Below are 18,287 nucleotides of genomic sequence, written 5' to 3'. Positions count from 1 at the left end.
AGTGGCGCGCGGCGGCGCCGGAACTGCGGGAGTGCGGGTACGCACGAAGCCTCGATTCCGTGGGTCGGCTGGTTCCTACCGGGACGGACCTCGTCGTGCACCTCATGATCGTCTCCCTTCGTCTGGCGTTCCTCCAGCCAACCGGTGCCGGCACCACCCGGCAACCCATTTGTCTCAGCTGATGTAGTGCAGGATCACGTTGTGCACGTGGTGGGCCTTGTCCGAGCCACGGAACTCGACCTCGTACGTGTGCGTGCCGACGTGGATCGCGATCGCCCCGGTGGAGAAGAACTGCCCGCCCCACGACTTGTTACTGACCACGCTGACGCTGGTGATCTTCGAGTACGGGATGCTGGTGATCGCGAACTTCTTGCCGATGAAGGACTGGTCCTGGATGATCACGCGTCGGTCGGTGAGGCCGATGAAGCCGGTGCCGGTGCCGATGGCGTCGTAGACGGCGATGATCTGCTCGCCCTGGAGCAGGCCGCTGGAGATCTGGTTGTACTGCTCTTTCCGGTCGTACGTCGCGTTCGCCATGATTCCCACGGTAGGTGGGGCGTGCCAACCCGCCCACGGGCGCAGGCGCCCGTCGAGGTGCCGGAGGGCGTGTTGGGGCCCCGCCGGTCGACCAGGGGGAAGTGTGTCGGCCGGCGGGGCCCTACGCCGCCGAGGGGGTCAGCGGCTGGTACGGGTCGTCCCGGGGCGGATGCCGGGCTTGTCCGGCCCGTGCTGCTTTAGGTACCCGTGGGGGCTTCGGGGCAAACACTTGTCGCTCGGTAATCTCTCCGACCCGCTAGGCCGGTTGGCGGTACACGACCGTCCGGACCGCCTTGATCAGGCTGCTCGTGCGGGGATCCGGGTCCATCGAGACGCGGAGCCCGTTCATCACGTACCCGAAGGCCACGCCGCTGGCCGGATCGGCGTAGCCGAGCGAGCCGCCGTGGCCGGGAAAGCCGAAGGCGGTGGGCGACCACCAGGGTTGTTCCGGCAGCGGCAGGCCGAAGCCGAGCGCCGGCCGGGTCGGCGCCATCAGGACCCGGTCGGTTCCGCTGGCCTGCTCGCGGGTGGCGGCGGCGAGGGTGGTCGCGTCGAGGATCCGGATGCCGTCGACCTCGCCGATCAGGCCCGCGTAGAAGCGCGCCAGCGACGAGGCGGTGCAGATGCCGTTGACCGCGGGGATCTCCGCCGCCCAGGTCCGTGGGTCGGCGAGGTCGAGCGGCGGGTCGGTCACCATCGTCGACCGGACCACCAACGACGTCGGGTCGGTGTACGCGGCGAGCGCTTCCCGCAGCGCCTCCGGCACCTCCCGGGTGGGAGTGGGCGGGGCGACCGGCTGCTCGACGAGCCGGCTGACGCGGTGTGCCTCGGCGGCGGGCAGGCCGATCCAGAAGTCCAGGCCGAGCGGTTCGGCGATCTCGTCGGCGAAGTACGTGCCGAGGCTACGGCCGGAGACGCGTCGTACCACCTCGCCGACCAGCCAGCCGAAGGTGAGCCCGTGATAGCCGTGTGCCGTGCCCGGCTGCCAGGCGGGTGCCTGGGCGGCCAGCGCGGCGACGACCGGGTCCCAGGTCAGCGCCGCAGCCAGCGGAACCGGGCGGTCGAGTACCGGCAACCCCGCCTGGTGGGACAGGAGCCAGCGGACCGGGATGTCGCCCTTGCCGGCCGCCGCGAACTCCGGCCAGTACTCGGCGACGGGCGCGTCCAGGTCGAGCTGCCCGCGCTGGGCCAGCAGGTGTGCGCAGGCGGCGGGCACGCTCTTGGTGGTCGAGTAGACCACCTGGAGGGTCTCCTCCCGCCAGGGGCGGCCGGTGTCCGGGTCGGCGGTGCCGCCCCAGAGCCGAACCACCTCCTGGCCGTGCCGGTAGACGCTGACGGCCGCGCCGATCTCGGACCGCGTCGCGAAGTTCGCCTGGAACGCCTCCCGGACCGGCTCGTAACCCTCGGCCACGGTGCCACTGACCACGGACATGCGCTCTCCTCTCGCAGTGTCGGGCCGGGACGACGACCAGCCCGAGCATTGTTGTCAGGGTATCCTGACATACGTCGTCAGGGAGTCCTGACGGGCCTATGCTTGCGGGATGGCGGAGGACACGGTTCCGGGGCACGCGAACCTCATCGGGTTCCGGCTGCCGGACGGGACGCTGAGCACCGACTCCGACCCGCCGGCCGGCCCCGTCGGCTACCGGGCCCGGTGCAGTTGCGGTTGGGTCGGCACCAGCGACTATCCGGCCGCCGACGAGGGACGCTGGATGGCCACCTCCGAATGGAGCGGCCACATCGGGCCGATCCTGGCCGCCACTCCGCCCGGCTGGCTGCTGGGCCGCTCCGACACCCTCCGGGACAACGTCGCCGAACTGGCCTCCACCTGGCCGTTGCAGGCGCTCGGCATCCTGGCCGAGGTGGAACGGTGGCAACGGCCGCTGATCGAACGCGCCGTGGTGGCGGCCCGGGAGGCCGGGCTGTCCTGGGCCGAGATCGGCAACGCGCTCGGCATCAGCCGGCAGTCGGCGCACGAGCGGTTCCGCAACGTCGTACCGCCCAAGCCACCCGCCTGACGGGCCCCGGGGCCCTGGACGGGGCGCTCAGGAACCGGTGACGGCGCGGTACGCGTCCTCGATCCGCGCGGCCAGCAGGACCTCGCCCTCGCTGAGCGGCTCGTCGTCGCCGTGCCCGACCCGGATCAGGGTACGGTCGGCCGAGCGGCTGATCTCGGGGCGCAGGTGTAGCGCATCTGCGACGACCTTGACACGTTCGGTCAGCGCCGCATGCTGGGAGTCGTCGATCAGCAGCGTGCGCCGGATCTGCTCCCCTTCACGGGTCCACCCGGAGAGCAGGGCGAGGGCGTCGCTGAGGTAGTCGCGCTTGGTTCGGCTGCGGAACAGCGCGCGCATTACCGCACCTCCCAGGCGTCGTTGCCGGCTCGTGGCCAAATCGTCGCCATCCTGTGTCCCGTTGGTGTTTCCTAGTCTGTCGTCATGCGGGGGGTGTGTCCACGCCCACACTTCCCTGTCTTCCTGGCCTAGCGGTTGACGACGGTACCCAAACCGCCGATTGATCTGGCACGCTGGTCAGCCGTGCGGACCGAACGGATTAGTGGTGACGGGCAGGCCGAACGCCGGGACGTGAAGGTGGTCGTGGGTGCGGCCATCGTCGCCGACGGGCGGGTGCTGGCCTGTGCCCGGTCCGCCCCGCCGGAGGTCGCCGGCCGGTGGGAGTTCCCGGGCGGCAAGGTCGAACCGGGGGAGAGCGAGACCGCCGCCCTGGCCCGCGAGTGCGCCGAGGAACTCGCCGTACGCGTCGAGGTCGGCGACCGGGTCGGACGGGACGTCCGGATGGCGCACGGCCGCGCGGTGCTCCGGGTGTACGCGGCCCGGCTGCTCGGCGACGACCAGCCCCGGGCACTGGAGCACGCCGAGATGCGGTGGCTCTCCGCCGACGAACTCGACACGGTCGACTGGCTTCCTGCGGACGTCCCCATCGTGGCCGCTCTCCGTCCTCTCCTCGCCCGTCGCTGACCACGCACCCCGCCCTCGCCCGCCGCCACCCCACAGGGCTGCGCGGTCGCCGGGTGTGGTTGCAGGGGTCCCCTGCTCGGCAAAAAGCGGTAACAGGGGACCCCTCCTACCAACCAAACGCGGCGGGACGCCGGTGGAAGCGAAACGGGGGTCGTGCGGCTTGCGCCGCACGACCCCCGTTGCCGTTTGCTGTGTCGCTCAGTGCTTCTTCTTCTCGTCCTGCTCCGGGTGCGCGTAGTTCAGGTGCTCGGTGGGGAGCGGGAACGTCACGTCGTCACCGAAGGGCGACGGCGCGGCCGGCCGGTCGAAGGTGAGTTCGCTCAGCGGCAGCCGACCGTTCTCGTCGACGGCCGGGGCGGTCGGGTGCGGCACCTCGCGGTTCCAGTTGAGCCCGCGCTGCGCCTGTGCCTCGGCGGCCGGGTCGTGCGACCCGCCCGCGTGCGAGTGCAGGCCGTGGTGCACGCCGACCTGCGGCTGAGCACCGGCCTTGACCTGCTCGTTCTGACCCCGACGGAAGATCTTGCTACCAAGCCACACGAGGGGATCATACTTGCGGTCGACCACCCGCTCCTTCATCGGGATGATCCCGTTGTCGGTGATCTTGATGTGCTCGGGGCACACCTCGGTGCAGCACTTGGTGATGTTGCAGAAGCCGAGGCCCTGTTCGGCCTGCGCGTACTCCTTGCGGTCGGTCCTGGTGTCGAGCGGGTGCATGTCCAACTCGGCGGCCCGGATGAAGTAGCGCGGACCGGAGAAGGCCTGCTTGTTCTCCTCGTGGTCCCGGATCACGTGGCAGACCGTCTGGCACAGGAAGCACTCGATGCACTTCCGGAACTCCTGCGACCGCTCGACGTCGACCTGCTTCATCCGGTAGTCGCCCGGGGCCTGGTCCTCCGGCGGGGCGAACGCGGGGGTCTCCCGCGCCTTCTCGTAGTTGAACGAGACGTCGGTGACCAGGTCCCGGATCACCGGGAAGGTCCGCAGCGGGGTGACCGTGACGGTCTCGTTCTCCTCGAACGTCGACATCCGGGTCATGCAGCCCAGCCGCGGCTTGCCGTTGATCTCCATCGAGCAGGACCCGCACTTGCCGGCCTTGCAGTTCCACCGGCAGGCCAGGTCCGGCGCGTCGGTGGCCTGGAGGCGGTGGATGACGTCGAGGACGACCTCACCCTCGTTGACCTCGATGGTGTAGTCCTGGAGGTCACCGCCGTCCTCGTCACCCCGCCAGATCCGGAATTGGCGCTTGGTGCCCATTACTTGCCCGCCTCCTCGGCCTCGGCGTCGGCGACGAGGGCGTCGAAGTCGGCCAGCTCCTCGTCGGTCAGGTACTTCGCCAGCTCCGCCCGGTCGAAGAGGCTGATCAGCTCGGCGCGCATCTTCGGCAGCGGCTTGTGCTCCAGGCGCACGGCGTCGCCGTCGAGCGAGCAGACCAGGTTCACCCGGCGCCACGTCGGGTCCATCTTCGGGAAGTCCTCCCGGGTGTGGCCGCCCCGCGACTCCTGCCGCTCCAGGGCGGCCTTCGCGGTGCACTCCGAGACGACCAGCATGTTGCGCAGGTCCAGGGCCAGGTGCCAGCCCGGGTTGTAGCGCCGGCCACCCGCCGCGCTGACCTTGGCCACCCGCTCGCGCAGCTCGGCGAGGCGGACCAGCGCGTCGGCCAGCTCACCCTCCCGCCGGATGATGCCGACCAGGTCGCCCATCACCGCCTGGAGGTCCTGCTGGAGGGCGTACGGGTTCTCGCCGGTGTCCCGCTGGAGCGGAGCGAGCGCGGTCTCCACCGCGGCCTCGACCGCGTCCACCGACACCTTGGGGCGGGAGGGGAGCTGGTCGGCGTAGGTCGCCGCGTGCCCGCCCGCCCGCTTACCGAAGACCAGCAGGTCGGAGAGGGAGTTACCGCCGAGCCGGTTGGAGCCGTGCATGCCGCCGGAGACCTCGCCCGCGGCGAACAGCCCCCGCACGTTGCCGGACGCGGCCCCGCTGTCCGGGTCGACCTCCACGCCACCCATCACGTAGTGACAGGTCGGCCCGACCTCCATCGGCTCCTTGGTGATGTCGACGTCGGCCAGCTCCTTGAACTGGTGGTACATCGACGGGAGGCGGCGGCGGATCTCCTCGGCCGGCAGCCGGGAGGCGATGTCCAGGTAGACGCCGCCGGCCGGCGTACCCCGGCCGGCCTTGACCTCGCTGTTGATCGCGCGGGCGACCTCGTCCCGGGGGAGCAGCTCCGGCGGACGCCGGTTGTTGTCCGGGTCCTTGTACCAGCGGTCCGCCTCGGCCTCGTTGTCCGCGTACTGCTTGCGGAACACGTCCGGCACGTAGTCGAACATGAACCGCTTGCCCTCGGAGTTCTTGAGGACGCCGCCGTCACCCCGGACCGACTCGGTGACCAGGATGCCCTTCACCGAGACCGGCCAGACCATGCCGGTCGGGTGGAACTGGAGGAACTCCATGTTGATCAGCGTCGCCCCGGCGCGCAGCGCCAGCGCGTGGCCGTCCCCGGTGTACTCCCAGGAGTTCGAGGTGACCTTGTACGACCGGCCGACGCCGCCGGTGGCGAGCACCACGGCCGGGGCCTCGAAGAGGACGAACTCGCCGGACTCCCGGTAGTAGCCGAAGGCTCCGGCGACGCGGTCGCCGTCGAGCAGCAGCTCGGTGATCGTGGTCTCCGCGAAGACCTTGATCCGCGCGTCGTAGCTGCCGAACTCCTTCTTGTCCTCCTGCTGGAGGGAGACGATCTTCTGCTGGAGCGTGCGGATCAGCTCCAGGCCGGTCCGGTCACCGACGTGCGCCAACCGGGGGTACTCGTGCCCGCCGAAGTTGCGCTGAGAGATCTTGCCGTCCTTGGTGCGGTCGAAGAGCGCGCCGTAGGTCTCCAGCTCCCAGATCCGCTGCGGCGACTCCTTCGCGTGCAGCTCGGCCATCCGGAAGTTGTTCAGGAACTTGCCGCCGCGCATGGTGTCGCGGAAGTGCACCTGCCAGTTGTCCCGGCTGTTCACGTTCCCCATCGCGGCGGCGGCCCCGCCCTCGGCCATGACCGTGTGCGCCTTGCCGAAGAGCGACTTCGAGATGATCGCGGTCTTCTTGCCGGCCAGGCGGGCCTCGATCGCCGCGCGCAGGCCGGCGCCACCGGCCCCGATCACGACGACGTCGTAGTGGTGTCGTTCGATTCGCGTAGTCATCTGTGTCCGGGCCCTTTAGTTGATGAACCGCAGGTCGCTGAACCAGCCGGCGGCCAGCGCCATCACGTAGAAGTCGGTCAGCGCGAGGGTGCCGAGGGTGATCCAGGCGAGCTGCATGTGGCGGACGTTCAGCCACGACACGCCCGTCCACGCGCGGTAGCGCAGCGGGTTCTTGGAGAAGTGCTTCAGCCGCCCACCGATGATGTGCCGGCAGGAGTGGCAGGAGATCGTGTACGCCCACAGCATGATCACGTTGACCAGCAGGATCACGTTGCCGAGCCCGAAGCCGAAGCCCTCCGGCGAGTGGAAGGCGAGGATCGCGTCCCAGGTGTTGATCAGGGAGATGATCGCGGCGGCGTAGAAGGCGTACCGGTGCAGGTTCTGACCGAGCAGCGGGAAGCGGGTCTCGCCCGAGTAGGTCTTGTGCCCGTCCGGCACCGCGCAGGCCGGCGGCGAGAGCCAGAACGACCGGTAGTACGCCTTGCGGTAGTAGTAGCAGGTCAACCGGAACAGCAGCAGGAACGGCAGGGTCATCGCGGCGTCCGGGATGATCCACCAGCCGGGCAGGAACTGCCCGAAGTGCGATGCCTCCGTGACGCACCGGTCGGTCACACACGGCGAGTAGAACGGGGTCAGGTAGTGGTAGTCCTCGACCCAGTACCACTTGTGCATGAAGACCCGGACCGTCGCGTACGTGACCCACGCGCCGAGGCCGATGACCGTGATCAGCGGCGCCAACCACCAGCGGTCGGTACGCAACGTCTTCGCCGCGATGGCGGCGCGCGCTCGCGCACCCCGCGGCCTCGTTGCCGTTGAAGTCATTCCAGTTGTCTCCCTGACGGGGCCCTCGCGGGCACGGATCGGTTCCGGCCGGGCACGCGGGCCGGCGCACCGCCCCTCGCAGCCACGTCCCCCTGCGCACACCCACCACCACGCCGGGGCGTACCGACGCAGCTAAGTGACACACGTTACGCCGCCCGGTACGAGCCGTTCGCGCTGGGAGTGTCGCTTGTACGCGGCCGGTTGGAAAGCTGTGGCGCTCCGATCGCAGTCCGATGTTAAGAACCTCACGTCGGGGGAGGATCCGGGCCCATGGGATCAACGATCCAGGACCCGGTGCAGCTCACCCGGAGGCGCCACCCGTGAAGTTCCACTCGGCAAGGCGCAGCGGAGGCGCGCTCCACCAGGCGCCGGCGGTCCGGTCCGGCTGGCGGAGCGCGACCCGGCCCGTCCCGAGCACCGCCCCGGGCGCCAGCGCCCTGGGGTACGCCTGGGTGAAGCGCAGGTCCCGGACCGCGCGGGTGACCATGCCGTCCTCGATGAGCCAGACCCCGTTGCGGGTCAGCCCGGTCACCGTGAGTGCCTTCGGGTCGAGCACCCGCGTGTACCAGAGGTCGCTGACCAGCAGCCCCCGCCCGACGCCCGCCACCAGGGCGGCGGTGTCCGGGTCGACCACCGGCCCGGCCACCGTTCCCGTCGGTGCCGGCCCTCCGGCGGGCAGCAGCCGGACGGTGTGCGGGAACGGGCCGAAGGTGGGCGATTCGAGGGACCCGTGCCCGGTCGAGGTGGCCCCGGTGGCGGCGGCCGTACGCCGGTCGTGCACCACCGCGTCGGTGGTGCCGGCGGTCACCAGGGGCAGCGCGCGACGGGCGGTGCCCTCGGTGTCCACCGGCAGCCCGGAGGCGGCGAGCGGATCGTCGACCAGGGACACCGCCCGGTCGAACTGGGCCGCGCCCGGCTCGGCGAAGGACTTCCGTTCGGCGTACGCCTTGCCGTTGAAGCCGTACATGGCGAGGTTCGACAGCAGGTCGGTGACGGCGGCCGGCTCGAAGACCACCTCGTACCGCCCCGGCGGCAACTCGACCGGGTCGACGCCGGAGCGGGCCTTCGCCGCCGCCCGGGCCCCGAGGAGCGCGCCGTCCAGGTCGGCGAGGCGGTCGGCGGCGAGCCGGGCCACGCCGTCGACCCCGCCGGTCCGCGCGATGCCGTCCATGGCGGCCTCGGCCATCCGCCCCGACGCGGTGTGCCCGGCGGTGTTGGCGAACGCGGCGGCATGGTGGGAGGTGCGGCAGTAGCCGGCCGTCTCCAGCCCACCGGCCGCGTCGACGAAGGCGCGCACCCGGGCGGCCCGTTCGTCGGGCTCGGCCTGGGCGGTCGCCTCGTCGGGTGCCGGGGCGGCCGGTGCCGGGGCGGGCGGGGCCAGCCCCGGCCAGCCCGGGTCGGGCGGGCCGAGCCGGGCCGCGACCAGGGTCCGTTCGACCAGCTCACGGAGCCCGTCCGGGCTGGCCAGGCTGCCGCTGCCGGTGGCCGTACGCCCGTCGGCGTGCAGCCGCAGCCGGATCGACACCGTCGACTCGGCGACGTTCTGGTGGATGAACGAGTTGGCGAACCGGGTCAGCGCCGCGTCCGACCGGGTCACCGTCACCTCGGCCTGGGCATTCGCCCCGGCGAGCCGGCCCACCAGCTCCACCACCTGCCCGGCGATCTCCTCGTTCGTCCTCATGCTGCGGCCCTTTCGTTCGCGACTGCGGGACTCGCTCGCTGCGCTCGCTCATTCCTCGCGCTCACGCGGTCACCCCCACGCGGACGTTGCGGAAACGGGCCGGGGCGGCCGGGTGGCCGGTGTGCCCGACCTGGCCCGGCTGGCCCTTGCCGCAGTTGGGCGTGCCCCAGGGGACGATCTCGGAGGAGAGCATGTCCATCGAACGCCAGAAGACCGGCCCGATCCCGGTGTAGGTCGGGTTGCGCAGCATCCGGCCGCGCCGGCCCTTCTTGACCTCCCACCCGATCTCGCAGCCGAACTGGAAGTTGAGGCGTTTGTCGTCGATGGACCAGGAACGGTTGATGTCCATCAGCACCCCGTCGTCGGTCGCCTCGACGATCTCCTCCAGGGTGTGCGGCCCCGGCTCCAGGCCGACGTTGGTCATCCGCACCATCGGCAGCCGGGCCCAACCGTCGGCGCGGACGCTGCCGCCGTAGCCCAGACCGGCGACGGCGGCCGAGTCCCGGCCGGCCAGCACCCCCACCCAGCGGCCGGCGCGGACCGCGTCCCGGCGGACCGCCGGGGAGCCCTCGTCGTCGAAGCCGAAACTGCCCAGCGCGCCCGGGATGGTCGGGTCGATCGTGACGTTCATCAGCTCGGAGCCGTAGCGCAGCGAGCCGAGCTGGCGCAGGTCCAGCCAGGAGGTGCCGGCGAAGGCGGCCTCCCAGCCGAGGATCCGGTCCAGCTCGATGGCGTGCCCGACCGACTCGTGGATCTGCAACGCGAGCTGCTCGCCGCCGAGGATCAGGTCGGTCTCGCCGGCCGGGCAGAGCGGGGCGGTGAGCAGGGCCCGGGACTCCTCGGCCATCCGGGCGGCGTTGCCCACGAGGTCGAGCGAGTCGACCAGCTCCCAGCCGGTGGTGCCGTACTGGCCCCGGTAGCTCGGCCAGGAGCGGCGCTGGGTCTCGCCGTCGCCGATCGAGGTGGCCGAGATGCCCGCCCCGCACTCGCGGATGTGCTGGTCGATCCGGTGCCCCTCGCTGGAGACGAACCACTTGGTGGTGTCCCAGACCTGGTAGAGCCCCTCGGCCAGATCAGCCCCGTGCTCGGCCATCGTGGCGGTCGCGGCGACCAGCAGGTCGCCCTTGCCGCTGAGCGGCACGCCGAGCGGGTCGACCTCGCAGGGGGAGGACCAGGAGGCGGTGGTGGGCGTCGACGGCACCAGCTCGACCGGTGGGCCGGGCACCCGGGCGCTCGCCGCGGCGATCCGCGCGGCGCGGTGCCCGGCGTCGCGGGCGGCGGCGTCGGCCAGGTCGGGGACGGCGTAGAAGCCCCAACTCGACCCGACCAGCGCGCGCACCCCGAGCCCGAGGTCGGAATCCTGGGTCAGCTCCTCGATCTCGCCGTTGCGGGCCGACATGGACTCGTAGCGGCGGTGCATCACCCGGACGTCGGCATACCGCGCGCCGGCGTCGAGCGCGGCCTGCACGGCGAGGGACGCCGCGTCGAACTCGGTCATGGACTCGACCCTAGGCGAGCCCGCCGACACTTGTCAGTCCAGCAACGTCTCCGGCCGGATGACGGCGTGCACGGGCTCCGTCAGCTCCAGCAGGTCGCCCCGGCGGGCCGTCGACTCCTCGACGTAGTGGCCGTTCTTCTCCCGGTAGAGGTGCAGGCTGCCGGTGTCCTGCTCGACCAGGAGGTACCAGGGAATGCGCGCATCGGCGTAGTAGTGCATCTTGAGTACGCGGTCGGTGGCCGCGTTGCCCGGCGAGACGATCTCGCAGATCAATCGGACGTCGGCCGCGTCGATGTACGGCTCGTCGAGGTCGACGGGATCGGTGATCACGAGATCGGGGATCGGAACCCGGTCCTGCCGGAGTCGTACGTTCACCGCCTCCAACATCTCCAGCCCGGCCGCCTCGGCGGCCGGTTCGAGGGCGTTGCCGAGCCTGCGGGCGATGCGCTGGTGGCGTGGGGTCGGTGCAGGGGTCACGTGGAGGCTCCCGTCGAAGAGTTCGACGCGCTGGTGCGTCTCGCCGAGGGCGAGGTACTCCTCCTCCGTCCACGGTCCGTCGTGGTCGAACACCGCTGCGGTCATGGTCACCTCCACCTCGATCCGGCGGGAATCCTCTCGTGATCGCCTGCCCCATCGTCGCACCTCGGGTGCGACGATCCGGGCTCATCGGCCACCGCGTCGGGAGGTCAGTCGCCGTCGGCCGGGAGGGGCATCATCGCCGGGAGTTCCCGGCGGGAGCGGCAGCCGAGCTTGCGCAGCACGCTGGCCACGTGGCTCTCGACCGTGCGCCGGGACAGGAACAGCTCTTCGGCGATCTCCTGGTTCGTCCGCCCGTTCGCCGCCAGCAACGCCACCTCGCGTTCCCGCGCCGACAGCACCCGGCCGTGGGACGGGCGGCCACCGCGCCACGGGTACGGGATGGGGACGCCGTGGCTCCGCATGGTCCGGCAGATCCGCGCGACGTCCCGGTCCGCGCCGAGTTCCCCGTAGGAGCGCAGGGCGTCCTCCAGCATGCGCCCGCCGTCGGCGGCGTCCCGCTCGCAGCGCCAGCGTCCCAGGCGCTCGCGGGCCGTGGCCTCCTGGTAGCGCAGCCCGGCCTCGCCCAGCCCGGTGTACGCCGCGACGAGCAGCCGGTCGGCCGGCTGCGGGGCGCCACGTGCGCGGAGCAGGACAGCGCGCGCGCTGAGCAGGGCGGCCTGGGCGAGTGGCGCGTCGGCGTCGCCGATCCCGGCGCCCAGCTCGTCCACGAGTGGGCCCGCCTCGTCGGCCCGGCCCACGGCGTCGAGGGCGTCCGTCAGGCAGAGCACCGACTCGGCCCCCCACACCCAGTTCCCCTTGGCGCGTACGCCGGCGAGCGCGGCGGTGGCGGCCGAGGCCGCGCCCTCGGCGTCGCCCAGCGTCAGCAACAGCCGGGACAGCGTGGTCCGGGCGGAGATCAGCGGCCAGACGGCGCCGACCCGCTCGGTGACCGCGACCACGTCCCCCAGGCTGGCGGTGGCCTCCTCGGCCGGGCCGGTGGCCGCCAGCAACGCGCCGTGCAGCAACCGGATGTCGAAGGAGGCGGCGGCGAAGTGGGACGCCGTGCCGTGGGGTGGCTGCGGGACGGCCGGGTGGAAGCCGCTCAGGCGGCGGAGGCGGTCGGCCAGCCCCTTCCACCGGCCGAGGGCGTGGTCGACGGCGGCGGCCACGAGTTCGACGACCTCGGCCAGGCGGAGGTACTCGGCCTGGTCGGCGGTCCGGCGTCCTTCGGCCAGCAGGGCCTCGGCCTGCCGTGGCTGCCCGATGTGGAGGGCGCCCTGGGCCCAGTTGAGGCAGGCGCGGGCGTGTTCCCGTGGCGCGGACCGGAGGGCGTCGTCCCGCAGCAGCTCGTCGATCAGCCGCCAGCTCGCCGGGTCGCCCTGTTCGAGCAGGAGGGAGGCCCGCGCGATGCGGACCGCGACGTGGACGCCCCGCTCGCCGCTGCGCCGCGCCGCCTCCTCGGCCTGGTCACACCGGACGGCGTGCTCGCTGAAGTGCCGGTCCACCACGGTCTCCGGCGCGGCGAGCGCGGCGAGCGCCCGACCGAGCAGTCCGGGCCGGTCGGCCAGATCGGGGACGGCCTGTTCGATCTGGAGGTAGCCCGCCCGGGCCGCGCCGTGCTGGCGCAGCAGGCGCCCGAGGGCGAAGCGCAGCTCGCCGCGCAGGTGGGCGGGGAGCGGTTCGGTCGCCAGGAGAGTTTCGAGGATCGGTACGGCCTGCGTCTGCGCCAGCCCGTCGACCGCTGCCTTGCCGAGCTTGACGGCCAGCCTGACCCGTACCTCACCGGCCGGCCCGCCGAGCTGGAGCGCCTGTAACAGGAACCGCGCCGCCGTGGCGTCGTTGCCGTGCGCGAGGGCGGTGTCCGCCGCGGCCTCCGCGTTGGCCACGAACTCGGCGGCGCTCCCGGCGTGCCGGAAATGGTGGGCGAGCTGGGCCAGCGGTCTGGGCCCGGCCGCCGACTGGAGGGCCCGCGCGGTCTTCAGGTGCAGCCAGCGCCGACTGGACGTGGCCACCGACTCGTACACGATCTGCCAGGCCAGCCGGTGCCGGAACCGGCATCCGCCGTCGTGCTCGTGCAGCAGGCCGGCCGCCTGCGCCTGCGCCAGGGCCCCGGCGATGTCCGCCGGGTCGCGACCGGTGACCTCCGCGAGGATCCTCTCGTCGGGGGTCATGCCGACGACGGCGGCGGCGCGGAGGATCTCCTGTGCCTCGTGGTCGAGCGCGGAGAGGCGGTGGAGCAGCACGTCCCGCAGCACCGTCGGGACGGCGAGGTCGGCGAGCACGTCGGGCCGGCCGGGGATCTCGCCGGCGGGCAGGTGCTCCGGGAGCGTGCGGAGCACCTCCTCCACCACGAAGGGGATGCCGCCGGTCTTCTCGTACAGGGAGGTGGCGAAGGCGGCCGGCACGTCCGCCCGCAGGATGCTGCCCGCGAGCTGCGCCACCTCGGGCGGGCGGAGCGGGGCGAGGCGGATCGACCGCGCCGGTGCGCGGGCGAAGGCCTCCCGGACCGGCAGCGGCCCGGCCCCGCTGCGGACGGTGAGGATCACCGAGAGGTCCCTCGGCTGGTACGTGGCCAGGAAGGCGAGGAAGTCCTGGGTGCCGCCGTCGGCCCAGTGCACGTCCTCCAGGACGAGGACCAGTGGGCTCAGGTGTTCGAGCAGCGCGATGGCCGCCCGGAAGACCCGGTGCCGTTCGGCCAGCTGGTCGGAGAGCGCGGGCAGGGGCGCGGGCAGGTGCGCGGCGACCTCGGGGAGGAGTGGCGCGAGCGCCCCGACCACCGGGTTGGCCGGCGGGGACAGGGCGAGGTCGGGGCCGGCGAGACGGAAGGCGTCGAGCAGCGGGGAGAGTGGCAGGGGCTCCTGGAGCAGCTCGCACTGGCCGACCAGGCGGCGCACGCCGGCCAGGTCGGCTGTGGCGAGCAGCTCTGCCACCAGGCGGCTCTTGCCGACCCCCGCCTCGCCCTCGACCAGCACGAGGGAGGGCGGGGCGGCGACGGCCGCGCGCAGCGCGGCCAGTTCGGCCCGGCGGCCGACGAGCACCGCCGACCGGGAGTCCGTGGGGGCGACGTGCGGCGGTCCCAAGGGCATCCGGCCACCCCCCTCTGCCCGCGTCAACCCGATCCACCTGCGGGTTCAGGGTACTGAGTCTTCTGTTACCGGTCTCCACACCGACAGGTCAAAAATCGGTATCCGGTACGGAAGCCCGGTCCGCCCCGCCGTCACTAGCGTCGACCGCCACATGCACGAGCGTGACAAGGGGCGGGGATGGATCTGAGACAGCGACGATTGACGGCGGCGACGGCGGTGGCCGCGTTGACGCTGGCCGGGGGCGTGTGGCACGGCCCGGCCGCGTGGGCCGCCCCGGAGAAGGGCCGTACGGACGAGCGGAAGACCTACCTCGTACAGATGGCGCTGGACCCGGTCGCGACGTACGACGGGAAGGTGGCCGGGTTGGCCGCCACGAAGCCGCAGCGCGGCCAGAAGATCGACCCGGGTTCCGCCCCGGTGAAGAAGTACGCCGAGCACCTGCGGGGCCGGCACGACAAGGCGCTCGGCAAGGTGGGCGGCGGCCGGAAGCTCTACGAGTACGTCTACACCTACGACGGGTTCGCCGCGGAGCTGACCGACTCCCAGGTCTCCCGGCTGCGGACGATGCCCGACGTCGTCTCGGTGACCGAGGACCGGAAGGTGTCGACGCAGACGTCCTCGACGCCGTCCTTCCTCGGCCTGGACGCGCGCGGCGGCCTCTGGGACCAGCTCGGCGGCGTCAAGGGGCGGGGCAAGAGCACGGGCGTGGGTGACGGCATCGTCATCGGCGTGATCGACAGCGGCATCTGGCCGACCAGCGGGAGCTTCGCCGACACCGACGGCCGGGGCCGGCCGTTCCCGCCGGTCCGGGGTTTCGAGGGCAGCTGCCAGGGGACGGCCCCCGACGGCTCCTGGGACCGTTCGATGTGCAACGGGAAACTGGTCGCGGCGCGGCACTTCGCCGGCGGATGGGGCGGCGACGACGCGGTCAAGCAGGAGCTGCCGTGGGAGTTCCTGTCGCCGCGTGACTACAACGGCCACGGCACGCACACCGCCGCCACGGCCGCGGGCAACCACGGCGTCGCCGCGACCGGGGCGGCGCAGATGTTCGGGACGGTCAGCGGAGTGGCGCCGGGAGCCCGGATCGCCGCCTACAAGGCGCTCTGGTCGACCCGGGACGGATCGACCGCCAGTGGCTTCAACTCCGACCTGGTCGCGGCGATCGACCAGGCGGTGGCGGACGGCGTGGACGTCATCAACTACTCGGTCTCCGGGACCACCACGGACTTCCTCGACCCGGCCGAGATGGCGTTCCTGGCCGCCGCGCAGGCGGGCATCTTCGTGGCGGCCTCGGCCGGGAACGACGGACCGGCCACCGCCACCGTGGCGCACCCGTCCCCCTGGGTGACCACGGTCGCGGCCGGCACCCACAACCGCACCGGAGAGGCTTCGGTGACGCTGGGCAACGGCGCCGTCCACAACGGGGCCTCGCTGGCGTCGGCGCCGGTCTCCGCGCCCCTCGTCGACGCCACCGCGGCGGGCCTTCCCGGCGCCGACCCGGTGGCCCTGGCGCAGTGCCGGACGGCAAGCGACAACGACGGCAAGGCGGTGCTCGACCCGGCGAAGGTCAAGGGCCGGATCGTGCTCTGCGACCGGGGCGGGAACGCCCGGGGCAACAAGAGCCTGGCCGTCGCCGAGGCGGGTGGCGTCGGCGTGGTCCTGACCAATGTGGACCCGGGTTCGGTCAACGCCGACCTGCACGCGGTGCCCACCGTGCACCTCGCCGACTCGGACCGGCAGGCCGTGAAGACCTACGCCGCCACCGACGGCGCGACGGCGTCGATCGGCCAGGCGAAGCTCCGGTACGACGCTCCGGCTCCGTACGTCGCCGAGTTCTCCTCGCGCGGGCCGCTGTACGCCGGCGGCGGCAATCTGCTCAAGCCGGACCTGATCGCCCCCGGACAGGACATCCTGGCGGCCACCGCGCCGCCCGCCGCCAACGGGGCCGAGTTCGGCATCATGAGCGGCACCTCGATGTCGGCCCCGCACGTCGCCGGGCTCGCGGCGCTGCTGAAGCACCTCCACCCGGACTGGTCGCCGATGGCGATCAAGTCGGCGCTGATGACGAGCGGCTCCGACGTCCGGGACGGGCCCAACACCGACCCGTCGGTGATCTTCAAGCAGGGGGCGGGGCACGTCCAACCGACCAGCGCCGCCGACCCCGGCCTGGTGTACGACAGCGGTTCCGAGGACTGGCTCGCCTTCCTCTGCGGCACGACCGACGGCGTCTCCACCGAGACCTGTGACGGGCTGGCCAAGTCGGGGCGGTCCCTCGACCCGAGTGACCTGAACGTGCCCTCGATCTCGGTCGGCCGGCTGTCCGGCACCCGTACGGTGACCCGCGAGGTGACGAACGTCGGCCGCTCGACCGCCACCTACACCCCGGCCATCTCCGGACTGGACGGGATCACGGCCACCGTCAGCCCGAAGCGGCTCACGCTGAAGTCGGGGCAGACGAAGTCGTTCACGGTCACGTTCACCCGGACCACCGCCCCGTTGGGCACCTTCAAGGGTGGCCAGCTGACCTGGTCGGACGGTCGGCACCGGGTGCGCGTCCCGGTGGTGGTGCGTCCGGTGCCGGAGACGTGGGCGGCCAGCTACGGGGCCCAGGGCCTGGACGACATCGCGCAGCACGTCGCCCTGGACCCGAAGGGGAAGCGCCTCTACGTGGTCGGCGCGAGCAACCAGGCGCTCTGGGGTATGCCCAGTCCGCGACTGGTCGCCGTCGCCTACGACCCGGCCACCGGGGCCCGGCTGTGGAGCGCGAACTACGCCGGACCCGCCGGCACGTACGACGAGCCGACGGCGATCGAGGTGAGCCCGGACGGTTCCAAGCTCTTCGTCACCGGGGTGAGCGAGGCGCCGGAGTCGGGCAGTGACGTCGTCACCCTCGCCTACGACACCGCGACCGGCCGGCAGCTCTGGGCGGCGCGGTACACCGGCACGGAGGCGAACGGCGCGGACACCGGGAACGCGATCACGGTCAGCCCGGACGGGAAGAGCGTCTACGTGACCGGGTACACGACGCTGGCCGGCAACGAGCTGGACTACCTGACGATCGCGTACCACGCCGACAGCGGCGAACGGAAGTGGCTGACCACCTACGACGGGCCGGGGCCCTTCGTTGACGACGCCAGGGCGATCGGGGTGAGCCCGGACGGGTCCAAGGTCTTCGTCACCGGCCAGACCAGCGGCGTGGACACGGGTCTGACCGACTGGGGCACCGTGGCGTTCGACGCCGGCACCGGCGCGCAGCTCTGGACGGCCCTGCACAACGGCACGTCGAACGGCATCGACATCCCGAGCAAGGTCGTGGCGTCCCCGGCGGCGGTCTTCGTCACCGGGAGCAGCGGTACCGACGAGACGGGCAACGACCTCGTCACCATCGCCTACGACCCGGCCACCGGCCGGGAGCTGTGGACGGACCGCTACGACGGCCCGGGGCACGGCACGGACACCCCGCGCGCGCTCGGGCTCACCCCGGACGGCCGCCAGCTCTTCGTGACCGGCGACAGCGAGGGCGAGGGGACGAAGGCCGACTTCGTCACGCTCGCCTACGACACCGCCACCGGGAAGCGGTCGTGGGTGCAGCGCCACAACGGGCAGATCAACGGCGTGGACGCGGCCTGGGACCTGGCGGTGACGCCGGACGGGAGCCGGGTCGTCGTCACCGGCGGCAGCGCCGACCGCGAGAGCGGGGGCGACGGGTCCGTGATGGTCGACGACGACTACCTGACGATCGCGTACGACACCGCGAGCGGGAAGGTGACGTGGACCGGCCGGTACGACGGCATGCCCGGCGGCGGCACCGACAACGCGTACGGGGTCGTCGTGGACAGCACCCCGGACGCCGGGGTCCGGATCTTCGTGACCGGGTCGAGCGTGACCGGCGGGTCGCTGCCCTGGGAGCCGGAGATCGACTTCACCACCGTGGCCTACGTCGACCCCTGGCGGAAGCCGTGACCCTGGGGTGACTCCCGGTCGTGA

The 18,287-nt window shown here is 72.3% G+C and carries 13 protein-coding genes; 3 read left to right on the top strand and 10 right to left on the bottom strand.

Annotation, left to right across the window (positions count from 1 at the left end; all coding sequences use genetic code 11):
- Positions 1-174: 174 nt before the first annotated feature.
- Positions 175-537, bottom strand: coding sequence for a PH domain-containing protein (locus tag QSK20_RS14535; RefSeq protein ID WP_285789149.1), 363 nt, complete (start codon positions 535-537; stop codon positions 175-177).
- Positions 538-793: 256 nt separating this feature from the next.
- Positions 794-1,969: a serine hydrolase domain-containing protein gene (locus QSK20_RS14530; protein WP_285789148.1), complete on the bottom strand. Its 1,176-nt coding sequence runs from the start codon at positions 1,967-1,969 to the stop codon at positions 794-796.
- 109 nt (positions 1,970-2,078) lie between these two features.
- On the opposite strand from QSK20_RS14530, the gene QSK20_RS14525 reads away from it, so the two are divergent.
- Positions 2,079-2,555 carry a hypothetical protein gene (locus QSK20_RS14525; RefSeq protein WP_285789147.1) on the top strand — a complete coding sequence of 159 codons (477 nt, stop codon included), beginning with the start codon at positions 2,079-2,081 and terminating at the stop codon, positions 2,553-2,555.
- Between the two features lie 27 nt (positions 2,556-2,582).
- Here QSK20_RS14525 and QSK20_RS14520 read toward each other — a convergent pair whose 3' ends face one another.
- Positions 2,583-2,891, bottom strand: coding sequence for a 4a-hydroxytetrahydrobiopterin dehydratase (locus QSK20_RS14520; protein ID WP_285789146.1), 309 nt, complete (start codon positions 2,889-2,891; stop codon positions 2,583-2,585).
- A gap of 183 nt (positions 2,892-3,074) precedes the next feature.
- Between QSK20_RS14520 and QSK20_RS14515 the strand changes: the two genes are divergently transcribed.
- On the top strand, positions 3,075-3,515 hold the full coding sequence (locus QSK20_RS14515) for a (deoxy)nucleoside triphosphate pyrophosphohydrolase (protein ID WP_285789145.1): 441 nt from the start codon (positions 3,075-3,077) through the stop codon (positions 3,513-3,515).
- Between the two features lie 198 nt (positions 3,516-3,713).
- Here QSK20_RS14515 and QSK20_RS14510 read toward each other — a convergent pair whose 3' ends face one another.
- The 7 genes from QSK20_RS14510 to QSK20_RS14480 form a co-directional block, all read right to left on the bottom strand.
- Complete coding sequence (locus tag QSK20_RS14510; RefSeq protein ID WP_285789144.1) at positions 3,714-4,769, bottom strand: succinate dehydrogenase/fumarate reductase iron-sulfur subunit; 1,056 nt, start codon at positions 4,767-4,769, stop codon at positions 3,714-3,716.
- Entirely contained in the window at positions 4,769-6,694 is a 1,926-nt protein-coding gene (locus QSK20_RS14505; RefSeq protein WP_285789143.1) for a fumarate reductase/succinate dehydrogenase flavoprotein subunit, read from the bottom strand. The genes QSK20_RS14510 and QSK20_RS14505 overlap by 1 nt, the downstream gene beginning before the upstream one ends.
- Before the next feature lie 15 nt (positions 6,695-6,709).
- The gene (sdhC, locus tag QSK20_RS14500) at positions 6,710-7,516 is read right to left on the bottom strand and encodes a succinate dehydrogenase subunit SdhC (protein WP_285789142.1); all 807 of its coding nucleotides are present in this window, start codon (positions 7,514-7,516) and stop codon (positions 6,710-6,712) included.
- Positions 7,517-7,817: 301 nt separating this feature from the next.
- A complete protein-coding gene (locus QSK20_RS14495; protein ID WP_285789141.1) occupies positions 7,818-9,197 on the bottom strand; it encodes a metallopeptidase TldD-related protein in 1,380 nt (459 codons plus the stop codon).
- A 61-nt stretch (positions 9,198-9,258) separates the two neighbouring features.
- Positions 9,259-10,695: a TldD/PmbA family protein gene (locus tag QSK20_RS14490; RefSeq protein ID WP_285789140.1), complete on the bottom strand. Its 1,437-nt coding sequence runs from the start codon at positions 10,693-10,695 to the stop codon at positions 9,259-9,261.
- Between the two features lie 33 nt (positions 10,696-10,728).
- Positions 10,729-11,277 (bottom strand): Uma2 family endonuclease, encoded by a 549-nt coding sequence (locus QSK20_RS14485; RefSeq protein ID WP_285789139.1) that lies wholly within the window; start codon positions 11,275-11,277, stop codon positions 10,729-10,731.
- 104 nt (positions 11,278-11,381) lie between these two features.
- Complete coding sequence (locus QSK20_RS14480; protein WP_285789138.1) at positions 11,382-14,300, bottom strand: helix-turn-helix transcriptional regulator; 2,919 nt, start codon at positions 14,298-14,300, stop codon at positions 11,382-11,384.
- 177 nt (positions 14,301-14,477) lie between these two features.
- On the opposite strand from QSK20_RS14480, the gene QSK20_RS14475 reads away from it, so the two are divergent.
- Positions 14,478-18,263 carry a S8 family serine peptidase gene (locus tag QSK20_RS14475; RefSeq protein ID WP_285789137.1) on the top strand — a complete coding sequence of 1,262 codons (3,786 nt, stop codon included), beginning with the start codon at positions 14,478-14,480 and terminating at the stop codon, positions 18,261-18,263.
- Positions 18,264-18,287: the final 24 nt, after the last annotated feature.

Origin of the sequence: Micromonospora sp. NBRC 101691 (assembly GCF_030269285.1) — a bacterium.
Taxonomy (GTDB): domain Bacteria; phylum Actinomycetota; class Actinomycetes; order Mycobacteriales; family Micromonosporaceae; genus Micromonospora; species Micromonospora echinospora.
The sequence above is the reverse complement of the archived record's forward strand: the minus strand, read 5'-3'. Positions and strand labels throughout refer to the sequence as shown.

Coding starts and splice junctions, on each gene's coding strand:
- QSK20_RS14510 (WP_285789144.1), bottom strand. CDS start 4,769: ATGGGCACCAAGCGCCAATTCCGGATCTGGCGGGGTGACGAGGACGGC.
- QSK20_RS14480 (WP_285789138.1), bottom strand. CDS start 14,300: ATGCCCTTGGGACCGCCGCACGTCGCCCCCACGGACTCCCGGTCGGCG.
- QSK20_RS14490 (WP_285789140.1), bottom strand. CDS start 10,695: ATGACCGAGTTCGACGCGGCGTCCCTCGCCGTGCAGGCCGCGCTCGAC.
- sdhC (WP_285789142.1), bottom strand. CDS start 7,516: ATGACTTCAACGGCAACGAGGCCGCGGGGTGCGCGAGCGCGCGCCGCC.
- QSK20_RS14535 (WP_285789149.1), bottom strand. CDS start 537: ATGGCGAACGCGACGTACGACCGGAAAGAGCAGTACAACCAGATCTCC.
- QSK20_RS14520 (WP_285789146.1), bottom strand. CDS start 2,891: ATGCGCGCGCTGTTCCGCAGCCGAACCAAGCGCGACTACCTCAGCGAC.
- QSK20_RS14495 (WP_285789141.1), bottom strand. CDS start 9,197: ATGAGGACGAACGAGGAGATCGCCGGGCAGGTGGTGGAGCTGGTGGGC.
- QSK20_RS14485 (WP_285789139.1), bottom strand. CDS start 11,277: ATGACCGCAGCGGTGTTCGACCACGACGGACCGTGGACGGAGGAGGAG.
- QSK20_RS14475 (WP_285789137.1), top strand. CDS start 14,478: ATGGATCTGAGACAGCGACGATTGACGGCGGCGACGGCGGTGGCCGCG.
- QSK20_RS14505 (WP_285789143.1), bottom strand. CDS start 6,694: ATGACTACGCGAATCGAACGACACCACTACGACGTCGTCGTGATCGGG.
- QSK20_RS14530 (WP_285789148.1), bottom strand. CDS start 1,969: ATGTCCGTGGTCAGTGGCACCGTGGCCGAGGGTTACGAGCCGGTCCGG.
- QSK20_RS14525 (WP_285789147.1), top strand. CDS start 2,079: ATGGCGGAGGACACGGTTCCGGGGCACGCGAACCTCATCGGGTTCCGG.